The organism is Pedobacter sp., from assembly GCF_037719805.1.
In the GTDB taxonomy this organism is placed as follows: Bacteria; Bacteroidota; Bacteroidia; order Sphingobacteriales; family Sphingobacteriaceae; genus Pedobacter.
In genome coordinates, this window is sequence record NZ_JBBJLZ010000002.1 from 649,444 (window position 1) to 671,026 (window position 21,583).

A 21,583-nucleotide genomic window follows, 5' to 3' on the forward strand; every position below is an offset into this window, starting at 1 on the left:
CCACCTTCGGTGGCTAATTCACTTAACTGAACTGACCGATTAAGCGATATAAAGATACTTGCTATCGCTAACGCTTGCCCTGTCTTCTGCGAAGAAGCAGACATAGATATGGAAGGAGCCACTAAGGCTTTTCGGACCTAAGTCGATGATTTGATTTTCCTCTGAGCGTAACGAGCCACTTAAGAAATAAATTGGTTCGTCACCGTTTGAAAAGATTAACAATATCATAGTCCTATCATTTCTATTAGCAAATTCAGTATTAGAGTCGTAGGTCCAATCTAACCGTATTGATTGGCTGCTTTTTGATACTGACGGATTGCTAATTGGTTTTAATTTTCCAGCGCTAATCATGACTTTATCGTAATCTATACTGATGTTGGGAAATTTGCCCTTCAATGCATTTAGTAAAATGTATGAGGTGGCTACATTATATTGATTTTTAGTAGTACCCTCGGCTTCAAAAAGAAATCCAAGATTTATAAGACCTTTTATCGGTTTTAAGAATGCATTGACAACACGCATACCCTCCCTACATGGCAGTTGGTTTGCCGTTGCCTTAAATTTCCTTGTTCCAACTTTTCGAGCTACGGTTTGACCACGTAATTCGTAAGTCACTACTCCACCTACTTTGCCTGTGACTGCGCCTGAAGCACCATTTTTTAACCTTCCCATAATATGTTGTTTTAGTGTTATTGTAATGTACTACTTATTATTGGTTAAGTCACTGTTGACTAGGCATTAAAACGGCTATGGCCGAACCAACCCCGACTCAACCCCGACTGAACACCGACTGAACGCCGACTCAACAGCCCAACAGTTGCACAGTGTCCTATACTGAAATAAGTTACACTAAAAGTTTTGTTACTACTCTGTGTTTACTATTGAATTTACTGTTACTGTACTGAGTTTAAAATATTATGTTTTCTTCCTGATAGTGGTTTACATAACCTGTTTTTTGTACTTGATTGTTAATTTTTTTCTGTTCATGTACGTTTTCTGGGGTTTGGTAGTTGCAGCTTGCGTGCAGTCTTAGGTTGTTGTATTAAAAGATTGCACGATCCACCGCCTGGCTTGCCTGATCATAAGAGCGAAAGGTCCTGTAGAGATCGAATTCAATCTTGAGTATCCCGTTAACACGTTCTGCAATAGCGTTATCGTAAGGGCTCCCACTTTGAGTCACACTGATAGAAATCTGTTTTTGTTTGAGCCTTGAAACATAATCATCACAGCAATATTGTGTGCCTCTACCAGAATGATGTATCAGGGTGTTTTCGGAATCGATTCTTGCATTCAGTGCTTGATTGAGGGCTTTTATGCACCCTGATGCCTTTAAATCCTTTGATAAATAGTGTCCTACTATTTTCCTTGAATAGGCATCGGTAACCAGAGACAGGTAAGTGAAACCGGCTATGGTAGTGATATAGGTGATGTCGCTCATCGGTATTTTAAGCTCGCAACGCTGAGAGCGGTTAAAGATTGGTTTCCTCTGCTTCGTCCTCCTGTTTAATTTCAAAGCTTTCCAAGTTGTCAATTGTGCCGATCAGCTTTTCCCTTTGATTGGATAATCTGCTTAAATCTTTAATTTTTAAGAGTCTGCTCTAAATTCAAAGCAGGCTTTTCCAACTGGAAATGGCTTTTAATCTCTGCTTTTGTCGGCTCGACCTTTGGCACTTCAGGTGTTGTCTGTGGCTTTGTGTCCGCTGTTTTGCCTTCTTCACCTTTTTTAGTACCTCATTTACAGGGTTTCCTGCTACGAATTTTGGGGTTTTGTCGGCTTTGACAGTGTTTACTTTTGCTTGTCCGTTTTCTGTTACTTTAATTTCCATTGTATTAAATACTTTAAGTTCCCACCTGCGTACTACCTTTCGGCAGGAGCTATTCCTGGCTTTTTGATAATCACCTTCGCCTGATCTAGTAAGGAGCACTGGCAAGCCATTGCCGGAAAAAAAATCTGGGCCAGCTTCTGCTGGGCAGGGAAGATTTTTTCCGAGCAAACCCTTTAGGGCTTGGTCTTGACTAGGTGCTAACTGCGAAACAGAATTTGTGTGTCAACAGCCTATAAGTGATACTGAATCATCATATACCTGAGGGTTGGAAAACCGTAAAAACATAGCTTACAAGAGAATAAAGTGAAAGCAGCCGAACCGGCAATCATGCATTGATTCAATAAAAGTGTGCTTGAACTGCGCCAATCTCGTTTAAATATTAGCTGTTAAATTTGATACGCACATAGACACGTTTCTGATAGGTTAAATGAGAATAATTTTTATCACTATATTTACACATAATATTAACCTAATATAAAATCACTTGTCTGTAATTAACGTTTTTATCAGTTACGCATGGGAGAGCGACAAACTAAAGAAGGAGGTCGCAGATCTTGCCCAGTGGATCACTACTAATGCAAATGGAAAAGTATTGGTTACGACTGATCACTTATTTTCTAACAGACCACCGAAAATGGGATGGCCAACATGGATGGCAGATCAAATTGAATCCAGCGACGTGGTGTTGATCGTTTGTACACCTGCCTATCTAAATAGATTTAGAAAGAAAGAAGAGCCGGGAAAGGGCCGCGGTGCAATTTATGAAGGTGGAATTATTACTCAGGAGTTAATTAATAATCAAACAATTAACGAGAAGTTTTTCCCGATCATCCCCGATGATGGAGACATAGAAAATATTCCCGTTATTTTACAGCAATATTTCAACGGCCATTTTTTTCCATCAGGTAATGAGGGAATACTTAAGATGATATTTAATGATAATCCCACATTTGACCATGTTAGACAATTTTTTGAAGCTTCCTCTGTTGATGACTCAGTAAAAGAATCAATTGCAAATGACATTCAAGAAAAAATTAATACCGAAATTGCTAAAGAAATTCTGAGTCAGTTTACATCTACGTTACAAAAAAAGGAGACAAATATGCTGTCACCAATTCAAAGTACAATAAGAGCCTATCTAAGTTTAAACGACTTTGATAAATTAAAAATCATTGATTCTATCGGAATTGATATTGGCGCTCTAAATCATGAAAATATCATTGAACGAGATAAGGAAGTATTTAAACTCGTAAAGGAAAAAGGGTTAATTGCCTCTTTATGGAATGGTATAAACGGAATTAAATCATTTGGTAATCTTAAAAATCCATTCATAAAATAAAAAATTAATGAGTTCAACAGCAGAATATAACTTCGCAGATTGGTATAGACCCCTAGACAGTCAATTAACCGCAGAAACCCAGGCTTTCAGAATTACTGCCATCAGGGAATTATTGGACACCGACGATATGGACTTTTGGCTCGACGTCATTAGGATGTATTGGGGATTACCGGTAGTAAATGAAGATTCAAGAACGGAATTTATAAAAGCATTCAAAGAGGCAGACCTTGTATTCCCGGTTAGCGGAAATGACCATCTTTTGCAAGTTCTTGCGGGAATCTTGATATGTTTCCAACTTGAAGAAGATTTTCAGTTAAACATATCAATCGCTTTAGCCATAAAATCAATTAACTTTTTGGAGCAATATGAAATAACTTCCACTATTCCTGTAATGAGCAACGCTACAACCTTTCTAAGGGAACAAGCGTCAATTTTGCGTGAAACTAACCTTGGAGAACAACAAACGGAAATAACTGATCTTACGAATCGTAGCGAAGTAGCGGGTTATGCATTTGTCGCTGGCGATCATTTTGTTTTGACAACCGCAGTTAATTCTTTGTTCCAGGCTCAGAAGGTATTTTCCGAGGAAACTAATATACTATGGTGGTTGTTTGGTGAAGCCAGTCAAACTTTTGACCAGCCATTTAAAGCTATAGGATTGCCGAAGGCAATACCAATTATTGCTAAAGAGATATTTGATATTATTGAATTTTCATTGAGCAACAGAAAAATAGATGCAATAATAAATAAAGCAATTTCAAACTGTGTTCAATCAAAGGGCTCAGACAAGGCGTATTCGCCTTTTGATATGATCAGCAAATTTGATACCTCCGAAATAACACCTATTTTATCAGGATTTAAACCTGAAACCGAGTTTACCCCCATTCTTACAGCATTTTCAAGATTTATCACCACAGGAAAATCATCTGATTGGGCCAATATTTACACTTCTGAGTTTAACGGTGGTGATCTAAAGAAAACTTTCCAGCCACCTGCCTTGGCATCTCAGATTCTCCAAGAACTTTTTCTTCTACATAACCTTAACTAGTATGCCCGGACTTAAGAAATGCGATCAGGAGGATTGTACTGTAAAAAAAGATGGCAAGTGTTTAGAAGGGATTGAAGATCTTACGCAATGTCCACATTTTTATTTGGATGAGAACATTGCAGGACTTGATGATGACAGTGCAGCGGAGGATAACGGACAGAGCCCATCGACCTCTCAAAAACCGGTTGTCACCAACACCTTTAAACTTTTCAAAGGCGAAGAGTTTAAACTTAATGAACTGACGCAGGTGTCTTACCGGTACCCAGTAGATAAGATTTTTATTCTGGGTGAACAGGACAGTGGCAAGACAACTATACTCGCAACATTATTTGAAATGTTTCAAGTAGGAGTATTTAACAAATTGCATTTTGCGGGGTCACTGACTCAAATCGGGTTTGAAAAACGATGCTTTTATTCAAGACTAGCCTCAGGCAACAGCGATTACGACACAGAGAGAACTAAAAGCGACGAATTTCGATTTTTGCATCTCGCTTTAAAGCGTGACCCTAAGTCCAAAAAGGCATTGCACTTACTGATTTCAGATATAGCAGGAGAAAAAGTCCAACGAGCCAAGGGTAATACAAATGATATGAAAGATTTAGAGGTCATCACCGACTCCGTCCATATTAGCTATATCATTGATGGTGAAAAATTGCTTAATCCTAGAACAGTACAATCAGTTTTAACACAAGCAAAAACTTTTATAAGAAAGGCTATCGACGAACAGATTTTCACTAAATCCATAAGACTTTCCATAATCGTTTCTAAATGGGATGTGCTAGATGAAATCAATTTTGATTTTGAATCTCTAATTGTTGCCCCTTTCACCAGGGATTTTAATGATAATTTCATGGATTTAAGCTTTTTACAAATCGCGGTGAGGCCACGGACTTTTGTTAAATACAAACTTGGTCATGGTCTTTCCAGGTTAATGGATTTATGGACCGTTAAAGTTCAGGATTTACCTAATCCAATTGTTCTGGAAAAATCTGCCAGAATGATTGATAACCTTCTATTTTAATATGCCAGGAAAAAACATTTCAATTATTGGCTTGCCTGCGTCTGGGAAGACCACCTATATTGCAGCATTGTGGGCGCTAATGCTTAACAATAGTCCTCATTGTTCTTTACGGCTTCACTCACTAAAATCTGGCAATCAGCAATATTTAAATAAGATCAGTGAGGCTTGGTTATCTTTTTCTGAAATCGGCCGTACGTTTTTAGCGAAAGATGTTGGTGAAGTTGTAATGAACCTACAATATAAGGATTCACAAGAAGTTGCTGTGCTCAATATTCCAGATTTCTTTGGAGAACTTTTCGATGCTCATTTCAAAGATCGGGAATGGACGGAAGACTATTTCCATTTAATGAAAACTTCTCATCAATTAATCTTATTTGTAGATCCCTACCATGAGAATAATATCGCTAGAACAATTATGGATGAGCGGCAGATATTGGAGCAATATGGTGATTTGGAAGACGTTATGGAAGAGTCAGCCAAGCAAAAACAGCGTGGTAAGGAAGAGAATAAAGAAAGTGGCAAAGTAGATACCAAGGAAAGTAAGTCTCCTTTGGCAAATGCAAAGATTTATCAGCACATCAATAGCTCTAATCAAGTAAAACTAGTAGAAATATTACAATACCTTTTATTTAGCTTAAGTAGAGCAGAACCATCTAAAGTAGCTATTGTCGTCTCCAAATGGGATAAGGTAATGGAAAATTTCCCAAATAAGAGGCCTGATGAAGTTGTGAAAAGTAATTTACCTTTACTGTATCAATTTTTATATTGTAATACTAGTGATTTGATTTTTAAGTTCTTTGGTGTAAGTGCACAAGGTGTTGACTATGATAATACGGACGGATTAGATGAGTTTGTTAAGATGCTTCCTGAAGATAGAGTAAATATTTTTGATGGTGCGAATTATTCTAAAGATATAGCAACACCCATAACCTGGTTAATTGAATGATCATCACACTACAACAAACTTTGCATGGTTATCAAAACGGGCATCAGGTACTTGCCAGTTCTTTTCCCATTGGTGAAGAAGGTAATAAAGTATTACTCTTCCAGTCTGATCTTTCCGGAACGTTGATTAATGCAAATTTTGAAAGTTATGTTACAGGCTATCCTCTGGCCTCTGAAAGCCTATATGCTTTTGCAAGGACTTGGTATGCAAGTGAAATGAGACGGCCAGGTTGTGTTTGGACGCAAACTTTATTAATTAGATACCCAGATTTGGGCAAAATACCTGACTTAATCGCTCTTGTTAAGTTGTTCGAGCGACCAACTGTAAACGAATATGATAAGTATAACTTACAGATTGAAGTTGAATTCAATTCACTACTAAGAAGTTCAGAGACTATTTCTAACAGAGAAATCGACGACTCAATTTATCAAATGGTATACGAAAATTCGGGTGTGCCGATAATTGTACCAGCAGGCTCACCTAATGAATATGAAAGTGAAATTATTAATCTTTGGAGTAATCAGTGGCCACGTCTAAGAAGAAACTTCTTTTTCTGTAGCGGAGCCTTAAATTTAAAATCCCTGAACAATCGTTTGTTTGATTTGCAGATAATTCCTGAAGAAAGTATAAAGTCTGTTAGCCGATCTGAAGCAGAAATATTAATATATCACAAAAGTGATCCGATTAACGATTGGGTTAAGATACTACATACTAGTAGAAAGAACGACTTGCGTAAATTCTTGTGGAATTATGGCTCTGACATTGACGGTTTTAGGAAAAATTATATTCCTCTAATCAAGTTGTATCATTTAATATATTTTGAAAAAGATTTCCATGAGGTTAACAGTCTTATTCAGAATAATTTTTCTAACCCGAAGCAGGGAAAAAATCTTAAGTCAAAAATTTATACAGAAGATAGCTTGATAGACTATCCCGAATCAGAGAAAGAAATAGTTAAATTTATTCTATTTGCGTCTGATTTGGACTATTTGGACGGCATAACTTTGAATATTGAACGTCGGCTAATCAATTTGTTACAGAATGGAAAAATTCAACTGGAAGAACTCTTATCTATGATCTCTGATTGTCCAAGTGGAAGGATTTCAGACCATCTGTGGGATGAAATTGAGCTTCCGGATAATCTAATATTAGATTTGCTGTCAAGGAACTATGCCACCGCCTTACCTCTGATATTACGTTCTGAAAACATAGTTTACAGTGAAACCATCTGGCGGTTACCACATCACCAGCAACGAGATTTATTTTTTCAGTTTCTTCAACATAATTTAATTCGCGATTGGCCGCGTCTCATCAAAGTCATACTTGAGGTCGGAAGTGAAATAATTTTTGAATTATACTGGAAGAATAACGATTTAGTATTTAACTCTTCGTTAGAATGGTATAACCAGGGTAAAGCAACACAACAATTTACTGCTGGTTGGAAAAACTTCATTACAAAAGAAAAAGATCAACAGTTTATCAAGTGGTTAAGATCTAACGAAAGAAGAATACATTCCAAAATGTTTGCGTTAATCTTCGATAATCTCGCCAGTAGAAAAATTCTCACACTCGGTTTCAGCCATAATACATGGTTAACAGCTTACAAGAAACTTAAACTTACGGAGTATCGAGGTAATGTTGAATATCTTGCCTCTCTTTTATTAACGATAGGCTTTAACAATGATATTGCCAATTCAGAATGGCTAGTATCTGTCACTTTTCAAGATGTTTATGTTTTTGCAGAAAATTTGCAACTCGGCCAGCATAATTGGAATATAATTCCGAAAGATTTCGAAGAGAATATGGATAATGATGATTGGGGGATTATAGAAACACTGGTAAACATATTGAAATTCAAACCTAAAAAGCAATATCAAGTTGAATCATGGGACTACTGCGAGAACTTGATTCGTACATTTTGTAATAAAACAATAAAGAACAATTGGAATCCAGGGGCATTTTTAAGCACATTGAAAGAACCTAAAGTGTTTTATCGTGCAGCCGCATATTGCGTAACTTTTAAAAAAGGACGGCAACTAATCATGAAAATTATGAGGCACATTGAAAATAGACAAATCCAGTTCGAGCCATTTCAATATCAATATTTGCGAAAAATAAAAAAAGTTAGTTAATGCCAGCTCTTACCGAGATTCCTTTATAAAGACAGACGAATAGATACTACTTTGGAACGAATCAACAATGATTCTAGCGGGATCTATTGAAGTGTTTTTAGAGTCAGTCATGGAGCATAACTTTCGACTCCAAAAATGACTTACTATTTATGTTGCTATCTGTACGCGTGTAGGCTGCTAAAGGTTTTTCTACTATCATACGCGTTAAGGGATTTTAAAGGTTAAACACTATCACTACACGCGTATACACCAAAGGTTACTATCTGTGAGGGATTATCCACTATCCTTACGCAGGCGCGTGCAAGCTTGTTATCAAATGTTATGGTTCAGACCATGCTATACCAACGTCATCTAGTGAATAGCGATATTTGCAAAAAGTTAGAGTTCCCTAATAATCTAGGCTTCAAATAATAAATTACTATGCCATACCATTGCCAGGGTAGAACCTTAATTGATGAGACAAGGGACTAAACATTAGTATCCTAAAGCAGATGGGCTTTATTATACCCGGTCATATGGTTAGTGGTCCTTTGGAATGGAGTGAGTACTTTAAAATGAATGCCAAGGTGGGTACACATTCCATGACTCACGTAAATGCTGGCAGAGGTCATATTAATTTGAGTTATAACATTGGAGGAGAAGCGCAGCAACATCGTATTGAGATCACTTCAAGAACATCCAACTTAGGCAATAATGCTTTGATATGGTTGTTCATTTGCCCGGTTACCAATAAGCTATGTTGGAAACTATTTTTCAATGGTCAAAGATTCGTACACCAGTCTCAAATAGATGGTTTGTACACCTGTCAAACAAAATCTAGAAAAGGAAGGGATTTGGATAAGCTCTTAGATTTCGTGTTTGGTAATAACGATATCTGTGCTCAGCTGATGCAGAAGCACCTTAAAAAAACTTATAGAGGCAAGCCAACTAAGAAGTACAGCAATTTGATGAGGCGGAAAGAACGGGTGAATCATATAACCCACGATGACATTAACAGGTTAATCATAACAGGATCCCTTTAAATTATAGTTCAATATAGTTCAACCTATAGGAGTGGCTAATTTTGGACTGTCCTCATTCCACTAGTTAAGCCTTTGAAACTTGTTATTCAAAAACCTAACAAAACCTAACATTATTTGCAGAATTCGGAACGGTACGCGCACACGCGCGAGGCTGGATCAAATGGTATATTGAATTTTCAAAACGATACGTGCGCGCGAGGGAAAAGCATCAATAACAGAAGTAAAACCTGATAAAACCTGAAACTAATAAAGGTTTTTCGGAGGTTATTACACGTGCGACTGTTAACAAATGTTAACGTTCAATTATAATTATCGTCGGTCACTACGCGTGCGTGTAAGGAATATCTGATCCTACAAATTCCGACACTATAAAAAGCAATTAATCAAAACCTTACAAAACCTTACATTAAAAGAATATTAGCATCTGGATGTACTGAAGGTTTTTCGCACATCATTACACGTATAGTGGAGCAGCCATCAGCAATTAAAGGGGGTCTTTACGTACGCGTGTGGGAGGCTTATAGTCGATACAGTGCGAAGACTTTAATACGGTCACTTGATCTTAAAGCTGTGAAACATCTGCGATTGATCAAGGTTTTTCTACTATCACTCAAGATACAGGGATGCACAGAAAATGCATATTGAATAGAGTGGAACTATTGTGAAATGATTTTTACATTCCGTGTTGTTTATACACAGTAATAAGTTAAATTAAGCAAAAATATAACCTAAAAAATTTTGTTATGAAAAAATTCATCTTTACACTTTTAATCATTGTAGGCTACGTTGGTGCGTTTAAAGCTAATGCACAGAATCCACTATTAAATCCTCTCTATGAGCAAGGTTTTAAAGTTGGTCTTGAAGTTGGAGAATATTATAGAGGTCGTGTTCTGAGCGACCATCCTGAGTATTCTATGACTTATGATATTAAGTTTTTTCAGATGAACATGCTTTCCCCTGGAGGACTTGACGCTTCAACCGGAACCTTCAATTATACTGACGGGTTCATTCCGGTGTATTTCATCACCTCTGACCCGAACAATCAAATAAGGAACCTGTACTCTGACATGACCATTATTGTCCAAGATGATTATTTAAGGAATCAATTTGATGCTGATAGGACAAACATGTATAATTTCGGTGTATGGCAAGGTTATAATGCGAGGATGTCGGGAAAGGTTGGTGGCTTAGTTCTTTAATGAACCTTTCTAAGAATTAAAAGGCCCAATTCCTTGACTCGCGATTGGATAGAACAAATAACACAGTGGCGCAATACGCTTGGAAATTAAAATTTGAATATCTTAAAAATTAACGGCCAAAAGTGTCCCCATATACGTACCCTTAAAATGAATAAGCCCTGTAAATGTATAATCTACAGGGCTTTAACTCTAACCATTGTACCCGAGAGCAGATTCGAACTGCCACACCGTTACCGGCACCAGCCCCTCAAGCTGGCGCGTCTACCAATTTCGCCACCCGGGTGTTAAAGAGTTGCAAATATATATTTATTCAGACAATAAAGTCAAGCCATCATAAGCTAATTTCATGCCTGCAGGTAATTCTTTCTCCACCTCTTCATGCAGACCCAGATTGTGGCTGATGTGCGTAAAGTAGGTTTGCTCCGCCCCAATCTTCTCAGCGAACGCAATCGCTTCCTTCAATGTGAAATGCGAAATATGGCTTTCACGTTGTAAAGCGTTCACCACTAGAATCCTTGTCCCCCTTACTTTCTCAACTGTTTCATCAGAGATCGTCTTTGCATCAGTGATATAAGTGAAGTCGCCAATCCTGAACCCTAAGATTGGAAGCTTATAGTGCATAATTGCCAACGGAATAACCTTAGTTTCACCTATAGAAAAAGGATCTTTATTTATTGTATGAAGTTCAATTTGTGGTAAACCAGGATACTTAGCATCAGAGAAAATATAAGCGAATTCTCTCTTCAAAGCGTCCTGCACCTGACCAGTTGCATAAATATCAATATTCTTATGTAGCAAGTAATTGAAAGGGCGAATATCGTCCAATCCAGCAACATGGTCCTTATGCTCATGGGTAAACAATATGGCGTCAAGGTCCTTAACTTTCGCACGTAACATCTGGTACCTGAAATCAGGCCCGCTATCGATAACGATCGTCTTATCTGCAGTCTCAATTAAAATCGAGACGCGTAATCTGTTGTTTCTGTTATCGTCCGACTGACAAACTTCGCAGTTACACGTAATAACAGGAACGCCCTGGGAAGTACCGGTACCTAAAAAAGTAATTTTCAAATCGGAATCGTTAAGGCTCAAATGTAACCATGTTACCTTAGATCTACAACCTCAACGCCAGGATATTTCTTAGCGTCAAAAGCGAACACTGTCTCTGCAACTTTTACGTTCGGGGTGAAGGCTTTGATGGCATAAGTATATCTATTTCCGCTTTTATCAAAGATTACCACATTAGTAATTTGCTTCGCAACTTTATCAATAGTTAACCGGATTTTAAAAACGGTTTTCTTGATATCGAGCGGACTAAGATCTATAGTCTGAAGCGTCTTAGCCCCAACTTTCTTTTCGCTCACAAACAGATATTTGTAGCCTTTTTCATAGATGGTGAAGATCTTCGCAGGGTTAACACCATCAGCGTTGTTGTCTACATCCGTAATCTGAACTTCCTTATTTTCCTTCAAATACGTCCATTGACTTTTTCCATCGCTATATACTTCTTGCTCTGTCATGCTCACTTTATACTTGTTAGCTTCAGAATTAGCGATCAGACTTCCTTGTTGAGTCTCTTTAATCTTTGCCTGAGGATTCTCCAGCGTAAAGCTGAAATCTGTCTTGATGACATTATAGGATCTGTATTTCTTGCTAACCTCTGCAAGAATAGCCTTTGCTTTTGTGTCTGTTTGGGCTTGTAAACCCAATACCGTACCAACGGTCAATAGCAAAAGCGCCGTTATTTGTTTCATGTTGTGTGATGTTAATGATTACTTACTGTTCAATCCATTCAAGAACTGTTCCAAAGCATAATCATCAGGGATGAGAACTTCTCTCGCTTTGCTGCCTTCAAACGGACCAACGACCCCGGCTGATTCTAGTTGGTCAATAATCCTTCCGGCCCGGTTGTATCCTAACTTCAGTTTTCGCTGGATCAAAGAAGTAGATCCCTGCTGGTGCATAACGATTAAACGGGCTGCGTCTTCAAACATAGAATCTCTATCATTTGGATCGAAGTCCAGCTTCGCAGATTCTGCAGCTTCATCAATGTATTCCGGCAATTGGTAAGCTTCCGGATAACCTCTCTGGGTGCCAATGAAGTCAGAAATACGGTCGACTTCCGGGGTATCAACAAAAGCACACTGTAACCTGATCAGGTCGTTGCCTGTAGACAACAACATATCTCCCCTACCAATCAACTGATCAGCACCGCCGCTATCTAAAATCGTTCTGGAGTCAATCTTTGAAAGCACCCTGAAGGCAAGTCTCGCCGGGAAATTGGCTTTTATTGTACCGGTGATGATATTTACAGATGGCCTTTGTGTCGCCAGAACAAGGTGGATTCCTACAGCTCGTGCCAATTGCGCCAACCTTGCGATTGGTGTTTCAACCTCTTTACCTGCAGTCATCATCAAATCTGCGAACTCATCCACAATTAACACGATGTAAGGTAAGAACCGGTGTGAATTGTTGGGATTTAGCTTTCTCTTAATGAATTTCTCATTATATTCTTTTAAGTTCCTCACCTGTGCATCTTTCAGTAGATCATAACGTTGATCCATTTCAATACATAAGGAATTCAAGGTATTAATAACTTTCTTGGTGTCTGTGATAATTGCGTCGGCCTCGCCAGGCAGTTTAGCCAAAAAGTGACGCTCGATCTTGTTAAACAGCGTTAGCTCTACTTTCTTTGGATCTACCAAGACAAACTTTAATTGCGCAGGATGCTTTTTATAAAGTAAAGAAACCAGGATTGCATTGATCCCAACTGATTTACCTTGGCCGGTTGCTCCTGCAACTAACAAATGGGGCATCTTAGCCAAATCTGCAATGTAAACTTCGTTGGAAATGGTCTTTCCTAAGGCAATCGGCAGATCCATTGTAGTGGTCTGAAACTTCTCAGTAGCTAGAATACTACGCATTGAAACCATCTCCGGATGCAGATTAGGCACCTCAATACCAATTGTTCCCTTTCCAGGCATGGGCGCAATAATCCTAATTCCTAAAGCGGCTAAACTTAAGGCAATGTCGTCTTCCAGATTCTTGATCTTCGAAATTCTCACACCCGGTGCCGGAATGATTTCGTAAAGTGTAACTGTTGGGCCAATTGTCGCCTTAATCTTATCAATCTCAATATTGTAGTGATTTAAGGTCTCTACAATCTTATTCTTATTCGCTTCAAGCTCATCGGCATCAACAGAGATCTTGTTAGACCCGTAATTTTCAAGCAAGTCCAGGTGTGGATATTTATAACTCGCCAAGTCCAAAGTTGGATCGTACGCTCCGAACTGTTCTACCAACTCCTCAGATTTCTTATCTTCTTCAGTTAGCTCAATTGTGAGTTCAGGCGATTTTTCAATGGTGAGAACAGGTTCAGGCTTCGCCAAGGGAGTATCAATGGTGGGAGACAAGATTATCGGCGCGTTCATTACGTTTACCGCTGGTGTAAAGTTCGGTATGATTACCTCGTCTTCAATCTTCTCTTCAAATCTGGAAGGAGTGATTACAACATTCTGTTCCTGTTTCTTTACCCTCCCCAATTTATCATTCACGGTAAACTCAACTGGTTCCGATCGTACCTCAGATACGAGTTCAACACTTTCAGGCTCATCCGGTACGATTGAATCCTCTCTTATACGCTCAGGCATTTTAAAATCAATATTATAAGCGATGATAAGAATGCTTAACGCCAGGAAAGCAATCAGCCCACCTACTCCAGCCCTTCCGATCTGCGCAACTAAAAGTCTATTGCTCCAATAGCCAAATTCGCCTTCCATAAAATGCGGAGTGTCACCTAAGAACGAATGTCCGAAACCAAAGACAAGTGAAAAGAACAATAGAAAAAACAAGCTGTAACCCAACGCTTTTTCTATAGAAACGATCTTTACTTTAAATAACAATCGATAACCGATTACAAAGAATATAAATATGAAAAGGAAGGAAGCAACACCGAACCATTCGTAAATAAATTGATGTGATAGCAGTGCACCAAATTTACCTAACCAGTTTTGTACAACCGGAGGGATATTTACGAGCTGAAGCTCTTCGTAAGACTTGAACAAATTACTCCATCCACCATTAGCGTCTACTACATAGCTGTAGTCTTCTTGCCATGTAAACAAATAGGAGGTAAATGCAATGAGGAAATATAAAGCAAATACGATAAAGACCAATCCAATTATCTTAATGGCTCTGCCATTCTGGAAGTCTAAAGAAGGCATAAAGTCTACTTTCTCTCTCACCGTCCGGGCATTGGATGGGCGGGGATTCTCTTTACCAGATGGTTCGTTTTTGAAAGAATTGGACTTGAACTGATTACCCCTTACCGACATTTTTCGTTACAAATATTATGAATCAACAAACTTAAATAAATTGTCTAAGCATTTATCGAGACCGTAAATTATTTCGGCGATATGGGATGCTAATACGAATATAATATAATAATCAGGATCCTCGAAATCATTGGAAAATGGATGAAGCGGTTTATAATTGGTTTATATGAAGTTTATAAGACCCGTTCTGACATAGCTCTTCTCTTGGTGTAATTTATGTCTTCACTTCGGGTGGGAACATAGTAAACACATAACATAGACGTAGCTTACACAAAGCCAGGACGTAGTCAGAAAAACCCCATATAAATGCCTTACAAACCAAGGGGTAACTTAACATCAAATTTATACGTCCCAAATGCGGACACGGATCTTTTTTATATAGCCACGGATATCAAGTACCAGCGCCGCCAATACGTAGAATACAATGGGAAAGCCTACTGCTAAAAATGAGGAGTAAATAAAGAAAAGTCGGATCTTACCGATAGACATGTTCAGTCGCTCAGCGATGTAAGTACATACACCGAAACTTTGTTTTTCAAAATAAGTGATGGTCTTCTGAAACATGTTACCTCCTTAATATTTTAATTCCAATGCTACAATTTAAACATTTTTTGTGAACACAATAATATTTATTTAAGTGCAGCAATGATTGTGATAGAAATGCACTATCAATTTTCAGTCCAGCATCAACATATTGATTTACAATTGAATTCTGTTCTGCAGGAATCTTCTCAAGGTATTCCAACGCCCTGTCTGCCAAATGCATTTGGGCAGTATATTTACCGTAAGCAAATAGAAAAACACAAACGGTATTGATCAAAATATTCTCCACAGATTTCTTTCCAAGCTGAACCTTCATTTCAAGCGCTGGTTTCTTAAAATGGTAATGTGTCTGCCAATAAGGACTTACTGGCAGATTGTTAAACAAGACATGGATCGTTTTAAGATCAGGAGCCTTAATTACTTTTGCGAACAACTGGTTTGACTGGGCATGAAGCGCCGCAAATTGTGCCAACCGAATAGTTGGAAAACTTGCCGGTCTCATTCTCAAGAACTTCCAAACCGATACATCTAATGGTTTCAAGTTGTATTTAAGCTGCAGAAACCGGTATTCGCTTTGGAGAAGCTGTGCATGTTCGCCATCCAGCTCAGAATTTTCAAGGAAGCCCGACTGCCCAAATACCATCGCTTCAACCTGAATAAGACTATCGCTGTGCTTATTAAGCAGCTGCAACGGCAGCGCGTTAGCAAGCAGTTCAAATGGCAAAGCATTCACTTTGAATCCGAAGTTTCTTGCAAGGAAGAAATAAAAGGTTTCATACCAGTTGCCTTTGAGATCCCTGACCTTCTCAAGGACCTCAGTTGTTTTTTGTTCTAAGCGCTCTACTAGTATCCGGGAAAGAAAAGCAGTTACGGCAATTGGTTCCACCTCTTTAATTTGTGGGCGGCATGGAAAGCTATCAGTGCCTGCAAGCATTTTTACGTAGTTTTGAAAGAGCAGCTCGGGGAATAGCCCCTTCATGATCAAAGTAGGGATTGATTGTCCGCTTTTGTTTTTAATAGCAAGATCATTCTCATACACCACATGTAAAATCACCGACTCATAGAATTCATTGGTTTGATGCTTGTGCAATTGCCAGTCAGATGATTTGGTATGGATCTCCACATTTCCGGCCCATCTTCTACCATCTATCAAGAGCTTAGCCTCAGTAAAGTCCGGCCCGGCATGCGTATTCAGGATCCCTGGCTGTAAGATTTCCAGCACTTCTCCATTGACACATGTATGATGAGCACTGTTTAACAGTCGGTATCGCCAGATAAAAAAAAGGAAGTTTTCGGATATCTCCATCCGACCAACCTCTACTATCTTTGTGAAATTATAACAGGTTAGCTGCTTTAGGCTCTTTCTTATAGTTGGTAATGAAAACGCCTAGAATGATAAGAAGAGTAGCGATCACGATATCGAAGGTAATCTTTTCACTAAGTATAAGCCAGCCCAAGAAGAGAGCGATAACGGTATTGAAGTATGATAGTACAGACACCTCTGTGGCAGTTATGCGTTTTAATGCGTAATGGTAACAAAAGAATGCAACTACAGAACCGAAAATCGCCAGGTAGACAACCGCAAGCAAGCTTACTGCGGTCCAGGTAGAAAAATCAGCATTTCGATGGATCACCAGAGCAAGCCCAAGCTGCACGACCGCAGAGAATAAAAATTGATAAAAAAGATCAAGAAAAATATTGCTTGTTTTATAGGAGTTCTTTTTAGTGTATATAGTTCCCAGCGACCAACCTGTAAGCGCTGTGCATATACAAATAATGCCAAAGCGATAATTAGGATCGACCAGATCGGCGATGCCATCCCTAAAGATGAAAGCGACACCCAGGAACCCTATAAGTACACCGAGCACTCCTTTTAAACTTGGTTTTTGCAAGCCGAAAATTACGCTCCCTATGAAAACAAGCAGCGGACTCAATGCATTTAGCAAGGATGTCAATCCGCTCGGAATGCTTTGTTCGGCCACGGTAGTCATCCCGTTTCCGATGACAATCATCAACGTAGAAACCAGGAATTGACGGCGCAGATAAGGCCATCCATGCCATTTGAATTCATTTTTATGCCAAAGTATTGCAAATAAAATAAGAGAGGCTATCCCTTGCCTCATTGCGGTAACAAACCATGGTGGAATGGTATCAACCGCTACCCGTATCCCAAGATAAGTAGTGCCCCAGATTAATGCGACACCGACTAAAGCGAGGACAAGACGTAAATCCGGTTTTACTTTCATACAATATTGGCACTGTAAAGGATCTGCTCCATTTCCTGCTGTAACTTTAGCGCTTCTTCCCTTGCTCTTTCGGCAAAATCTTCGCCCTTCGAAGCATATATAATACCTCTTGATGAATTAACTAAAAGACCACATTCTTTGTTGAGACCAAACTGGCAGACATCGGAAAGACTTCCGCCTTGCGCACCAACTCCCGGAACAAGCAAAAAATTATCTGGAGCGAGGGTTCGTATATTCTTGAATTCCTCAGCCTTGGTGGCACCAACGACATACATTAATTGTTCACTATCTGCCCATTTTGAGGAAGTTCTGATTACTTGCTCATATAGCTTGCCGTTTTCACTTTCTGTAAGCTGAAAATCGTTGTGCCCCAGGTTAGAAGTTAGCGCTAGCAAGATTACCCATTTTTCTTTGTGATTTAAGAAAGGACTTACAGAGTCCTCACCCATATAGGGTGCTACCGTAATGGCATCGAAACTCATACCGGACTGCGCTTCATTAAAAAAAGCATTGGCATACATGGCTGAAGTGTTCCCTATATCTCCTCTTTTTGCATCAGCAATTGTAAAAATGTCAGTAGGAATATATTTCCATGTTTCAATAAGAGTTTCCCAACCTTTCAAACCCATACACTCAAAGAAAGCAGTGTTAGGTTTGTAGGCTACGCACAGGTCTTTTGTTGCATCTATAATTTGCTTGTTGAATTCCAGAACAGGATTATCATACTTTAAAAGATGTTTGGGTATGTTTTCCAAAACGGGATCAAGACCAACACATAAAAAAGATCTCTTAATTTTTATATGTCCAAATAGCTGCTTTTTATTCATTATGGTACGAAATGGGTGCACAAAGATGTTAAATTTAACCTTAGTTTATGTTCCATAGGTTTGGTTTTTAGCTATAATTTGAAAAACAATTTTAAATATTCCTTGCAGTTTCGTTTACAATTACATACAATTGCAACATAATTCCTTAAAAGTTTATCTGACCATTCCAGAAAATATTCGCAAAATTTTGTTTCCTACGATTAATAATAGCCGAATTTCTTGCTTTGACTGATAGATATTTTTATAAAAATTTCTCAACACCGAATATCATATAATGTTTAACAAAACAGAATTAAATGAAAAGCTCACTGCAGAACTGCGTGAGTTAGCAAAATCACAAGGTATTTTAAACGCAGACGAGTTACGCAAAGCCGAATTGGTGGAAATCATCGCTCAGATTACAGATCAGGACGGACCTATCGAAGTCTCCGCTGATGTTGAGACTGTCGCGGCTGTAAAGCCCTTAAAATCTAAAGCTCCTAAAGAAGCTACTGCTGAAAAATCTACAAGAAAAAGAATCAGAATCCCTAAAGAGGAAGAAGAGAAAAACACCATAAAACCATTCAACAGGGCTTCGTTATTTGATCCGGTTGGTATTTCTGAAGGTAAGACTGAGGAAGAAGCTGCTCCAGAGGAAAAAGTGGAACCCACTCCATCTGCAGAAAAAACTGCGCCAGTAACACCTGACACACCTGAAGCTGCTCCGGCAACAGAGGTAGCTGTTCCAAACGTTGCTGCTCCCGCTCCGGCCTTTGAAAAGAAAGTTAAAGGACCAAGAGAACCCAGAGATGACAACAGACAAAAAGGACAAAATACTGGTAATATATCTGCTCAGAAACAGAATGAGAACAGTTACTCCAACCTTGATTTTGACAATACCATCACCAACGAAGGTGTATTAGAAATCATGCCTGATGGATATGGTTTCTTAAGATCTGCGGATTATAATTATCTTTCTTCACCTGATGATATCTATGTATCACAGTCGCAAATCAAACTGTTCGGTTTAAAGACTGGCGATACTGTAAAAGGAAGCATTCGTCCACCGAAAGAAGGAGAAAAATATTTTCCATTAGTAAGGGTAGAAACCATTAACGGTCGCCTTCCTGCGGATGTTAGAGACAGGGTTCCTTTTGACTACCTCACTCCATTGTTTCCTACAGAAAGGTTAAATCTGTTTACAGAAACAAATAACTATTCGACGAGAATTATTGATTTGTTCACTCCAATAGGAAAAGGTCAGCGTGGTTTAATTGTTGCACAACCTAAAACCGGTAAGACAAACTTGTTGAAAGAAGTGGCCAACGCGATCGCTAAAAACCATCCTGAAGTGTATTTAATCATTTTATTGATAGATGAGCGGCCTGAGGAGGTAACAGATATGGCGAGAAGTGTTAGAGCTGAAGTAATTGCTTCAACTTTTGACGAGCCTGCAGAGCGCCATGTAAAAATTGCAAACATCGTTTTGGAGAAAGCCAAAAGGTTAGTAGAATGCGGACATGATGTTGTGATCTTACTGGATTCAATCACCAGATTGGCCAGAGCATACAATACCACTGCGCCTGCTTCCGGTAAAATTTTATCAGGTGGTGTCGATGCAAATGCTTTACACAAGCCTAAGCGCTTCTTCGGTGCGGCACGTAACATCGAAAAGGGTGGTTCACTTACTATCCTGGCGACTGCGTTAACTGATACAGGATCTAAAATGGATGAAGTGATCTTTGAAGAATTTAAAGGTACCGGTAATATGGAACTTCAGTTGGATCGTAAATTATCAAACAAACGTATCTTCCCTGCAATCGATATCACGGCTTCAAGTACGAGAAGAGATGACCTACTGCATGACAGAGATACTTTGCAAAGGGTTTGGATCTTAAGAAACCACCTTGCAGATATGAATGCACAGGAAGCGATGGAATTTGTTCAGGCACAGATCAAGGGGACAAAATCTAATGAAGAGTTCCTTATTTCTATGAACAGTTAATTCTAGAGTTTACAATAGATGATCAAAAAGCACATTCCCAATGCAATTACCTGCGCTAATCTTTTCTCAGGTTGCATTGGGATAGTTTATGCTTTTAATGGGGCGCTTGAAATAGCAGCCTACTTTGTTTTACTTTCCGGAGTCTTCGATTTCTTTGACGGACTGGCCGCCCGTGCGCTAAACGTAAAATCTTCTATAGGTAAAGAATTGGATTCGTTGGCAGATATGGTCAGCTTCGGATTCTTACCTGGAGTGGTACTGTTCAAATTGTTATCAGAGAGCGACTATAATTCTGAAATTGTCCCTTACCTTGGATTTATTGTTACGGTGTTCTCTGCATTGCGCCTTGCAAAGTTTAATGTGGATTTGCGGCAAACAGAAGATTTTATAGGGCTTAATACGCCAATGAATACCTTACTGATTGTTTCACTGCCATTTATCCGGGAAGACTATCCCCAAATCGTAGGTTCAACGCTAGTTTTGATCGCTTTGATCGTTATCTTAAGCTGGTTATTGGTAAGTGAAATAAAGATTTTTTCAATGAAGCTTAGCAACTTAAGCTGGAATCATAACAAATACAAATACCTCTTTTTAATCTGTTCAATTGCGCTTGCAATGGTTTTGAAATTTGTTGCCGTACCTTTTATCCTACTATTGTACATAGGGTTTTCACTGGCACACTTTAGAAAAATTAAAGCTTAAAGTTTCTTTTGAAGATCGGCTTTTGCGTCATCTAACTGCGCATACAAGGTTCCCATAAAAACCCTTACTTCTTCGAAGGCAGTTGCTAATCCTTGCATATCTGATTTATCACGACCACCCTGCTCGATTCCCTGCAAGTGATCTTTAACATCTTCCCTACCTACATAAGTGAATGTTGGTTTCATCTTGTGCGCGCTGGAAGCCACTTTATCCCAATCTTTTTCAGCAATGGCGTCTTCAAGCTCCGATAAATAGATAGGCGTCTGGGATTTAAAGAGATCGATCATTTCAATAATGAACTCCGGACTATCGCCAGACATTTCTCTAAGATAAGAAAGATCTAAAGGCTTGTTGTTTTTGTTTACGTCGATCATTGTTGAACAAACTTAGATAAAAATGTTTTTATATGCAATG

At 38.8% G+C, this 21,583-nt stretch carries 20 protein-coding genes and 1 tRNA gene; 9 read left to right on the forward strand and 12 right to left on the reverse strand.

The features are described from left to right. Positions 1–39 precede the first annotated feature (39 nt). The 3 genes from WKF66_RS07865 to WKF66_RS07875 form a co-directional block, all read right to left on the reverse strand. The gene (locus tag WKF66_RS07865; RefSeq protein WP_489673878.1) at positions 40–672 is read right to left on the reverse strand and encodes a DUF6266 family protein; all 633 of its coding nucleotides are present in this window, start codon (positions 670–672) and stop codon (positions 40–42) included. Positions 673–1,042: 370 nt separating this feature from the next. Continuing rightward, positions 1,043–1,438, reverse strand: coding sequence for a transposase (locus WKF66_RS07870; protein ID WP_489673879.1), 396 nt, complete (start codon positions 1,436–1,438; stop codon positions 1,043–1,045). Positions 1,439–1,604: 166 nt separating this feature from the next. Further along, a complete protein-coding gene (locus tag WKF66_RS07875; RefSeq protein WP_489673880.1) occupies positions 1,605–1,826 on the reverse strand; it encodes a hypothetical protein in 222 nt (73 codons plus the stop codon). A gap of 484 nt (positions 1,827–2,310) precedes the next feature. Here WKF66_RS07875 and WKF66_RS07880 point away from each other — a divergent pair, with 484 nt between their 5' ends. The 7 genes from WKF66_RS07880 to WKF66_RS07910 all read left to right on the forward strand — a co-directional run bounded on the left by WKF66_RS07880 (position 2,311) and on the right by WKF66_RS07910 (position 10,533). After that, on the forward strand, positions 2,311–3,165 hold the full coding sequence (locus WKF66_RS07880; protein WP_489673881.1) for a toll/interleukin-1 receptor domain-containing protein: 855 nt from the start codon (positions 2,311–2,313) through the stop codon (positions 3,163–3,165). 154 nt (positions 3,166–3,319) lie between these two features. Then, positions 3,320–4,213, forward strand: a complete 894-nt coding sequence (locus WKF66_RS07885; protein WP_489673882.1) for a GTPase-associated system all-helical protein GASH — start codon at positions 3,320–3,322, stop codon at positions 4,211–4,213. Between the two features lies 1 nt (position 4,214). Further along, a complete protein-coding gene (locus tag WKF66_RS07890; protein ID WP_489673883.1) occupies positions 4,215–5,234 on the forward strand; it encodes a TRAFAC clade GTPase domain-containing protein in 1,020 nt (339 codons plus the stop codon). Between the two features lies 1 nt (position 5,235). Further along, a complete protein-coding gene (locus WKF66_RS07895) occupies positions 5,236–6,180 on the forward strand; it encodes a TRAFAC clade GTPase domain-containing protein (RefSeq protein ID WP_489673884.1) in 945 nt (314 codons plus the stop codon). Then, positions 6,177–8,312: a GAP1-N1 domain-containing protein gene (locus WKF66_RS07900; protein ID WP_489673885.1), complete on the forward strand. Its 2,136-nt coding sequence runs from the start codon at positions 6,177–6,179 to the stop codon at positions 8,310–8,312. The genes WKF66_RS07895 and WKF66_RS07900 overlap by 4 nt, the downstream gene beginning before the upstream one ends. A 491-nt stretch (positions 8,313–8,803) precedes the next feature. Continuing rightward, positions 8,804–9,334 carry a hypothetical protein gene (locus WKF66_RS07905; RefSeq protein ID WP_489673886.1) on the forward strand — a complete coding sequence of 177 codons (531 nt, stop codon included), beginning with the start codon at positions 8,804–8,806 and terminating at the stop codon, positions 9,332–9,334. 743 nt (positions 9,335–10,077) lie between these two features. Beyond that, a complete protein-coding gene (locus WKF66_RS07910; protein WP_489673887.1) occupies positions 10,078–10,533 on the forward strand; it encodes a hypothetical protein in 456 nt (151 codons plus the stop codon). 199 nt (positions 10,534–10,732) lie between these two features. Here the strand turns inward: WKF66_RS07910 and WKF66_RS07915 are convergent. The 8 genes from WKF66_RS07915 to pyrF all read right to left on the reverse strand — a co-directional run bounded on the left by WKF66_RS07915 (position 10,733) and on the right by pyrF (position 18,483). Continuing rightward, positions 10,733–10,816, reverse strand: a tRNA-Leu gene (locus WKF66_RS07915). Between the two features lie 23 nt (positions 10,817–10,839). Continuing rightward, positions 10,840–11,604: an MBL fold metallo-hydrolase gene (locus WKF66_RS07920; RefSeq protein ID WP_489673888.1), complete on the reverse strand. Its 765-nt coding sequence runs from the start codon at positions 11,602–11,604 to the stop codon at positions 10,840–10,842. A gap of 32 nt (positions 11,605–11,636) precedes the next feature. After that, positions 11,637–12,287 carry an outer membrane lipoprotein periplasmic chaperone LolA1 gene (gene lolA1, locus WKF66_RS07925; RefSeq protein ID WP_489673889.1) on the reverse strand — a complete coding sequence of 217 codons (651 nt, stop codon included), beginning with the start codon at positions 12,285–12,287 and terminating at the stop codon, positions 11,637–11,639. 18 nt (positions 12,288–12,305) lie between these two features. Further along, positions 12,306–14,867 (reverse strand): DNA translocase FtsK, encoded by a 2,562-nt coding sequence (locus WKF66_RS07930; protein ID WP_489673890.1) that lies wholly within the window; start codon positions 14,865–14,867, stop codon positions 12,306–12,308. 342 nt (positions 14,868–15,209) lie between these two features. Next, a complete protein-coding gene (locus WKF66_RS07935; protein ID WP_489673891.1) occupies positions 15,210–15,431 on the reverse strand; it encodes a PspC domain-containing protein in 222 nt (73 codons plus the stop codon). 1 nt (position 15,432) lies between these two features. Next, positions 15,433–16,716: a DUF2851 family protein gene (locus WKF66_RS07940; protein WP_489673892.1), complete on the reverse strand. Its 1,284-nt coding sequence runs from the start codon at positions 16,714–16,716 to the stop codon at positions 15,433–15,435. Between the two features lie 28 nt (positions 16,717–16,744). Beyond that, positions 16,745–17,656 carry a DMT family transporter gene (locus WKF66_RS07945; RefSeq protein WP_489673893.1) on the reverse strand — a complete coding sequence of 304 codons (912 nt, stop codon included), beginning with the start codon at positions 17,654–17,656 and terminating at the stop codon, positions 16,745–16,747. Further along, a complete protein-coding gene (gene pyrF / locus WKF66_RS07950; RefSeq protein ID WP_489673894.1) occupies positions 17,653–18,483 on the reverse strand; it encodes an orotidine-5'-phosphate decarboxylase in 831 nt (276 codons plus the stop codon). The genes WKF66_RS07945 and pyrF overlap by 4 nt, the downstream gene beginning before the upstream one ends. Positions 18,484–18,757: 274 nt before the next feature. Between pyrF and rho the strand changes: the two genes are divergently transcribed. Together rho and pssA are read left to right on the forward strand one after the other, a co-directional pair. After that, complete coding sequence (gene rho, locus WKF66_RS07955) at positions 18,758–20,467, forward strand: transcription termination factor Rho (protein ID WP_489673895.1); 1,710 nt, start codon at positions 18,758–18,760, stop codon at positions 20,465–20,467. 18 nt (positions 20,468–20,485) lie between these two features. Beyond that, positions 20,486–21,169 carry a CDP-diacylglycerol--serine O-phosphatidyltransferase gene (pssA, locus tag WKF66_RS07960; protein ID WP_489673896.1) on the forward strand — a complete coding sequence of 228 codons (684 nt, stop codon included), beginning with the start codon at positions 20,486–20,488 and terminating at the stop codon, positions 21,167–21,169. On the opposite strand, the gene WKF66_RS07965 is transcribed toward pssA, so the two are convergent. Further along, positions 21,166–21,543: an Hpt domain-containing protein gene (locus WKF66_RS07965; RefSeq protein ID WP_489673897.1), complete on the reverse strand. Its 378-nt coding sequence runs from the start codon at positions 21,541–21,543 to the stop codon at positions 21,166–21,168. The two genes, pssA and WKF66_RS07965, sit on opposite strands and share 4 nt — an antisense overlap. Positions 21,544–21,583 lie beyond the last annotated feature (40 nt).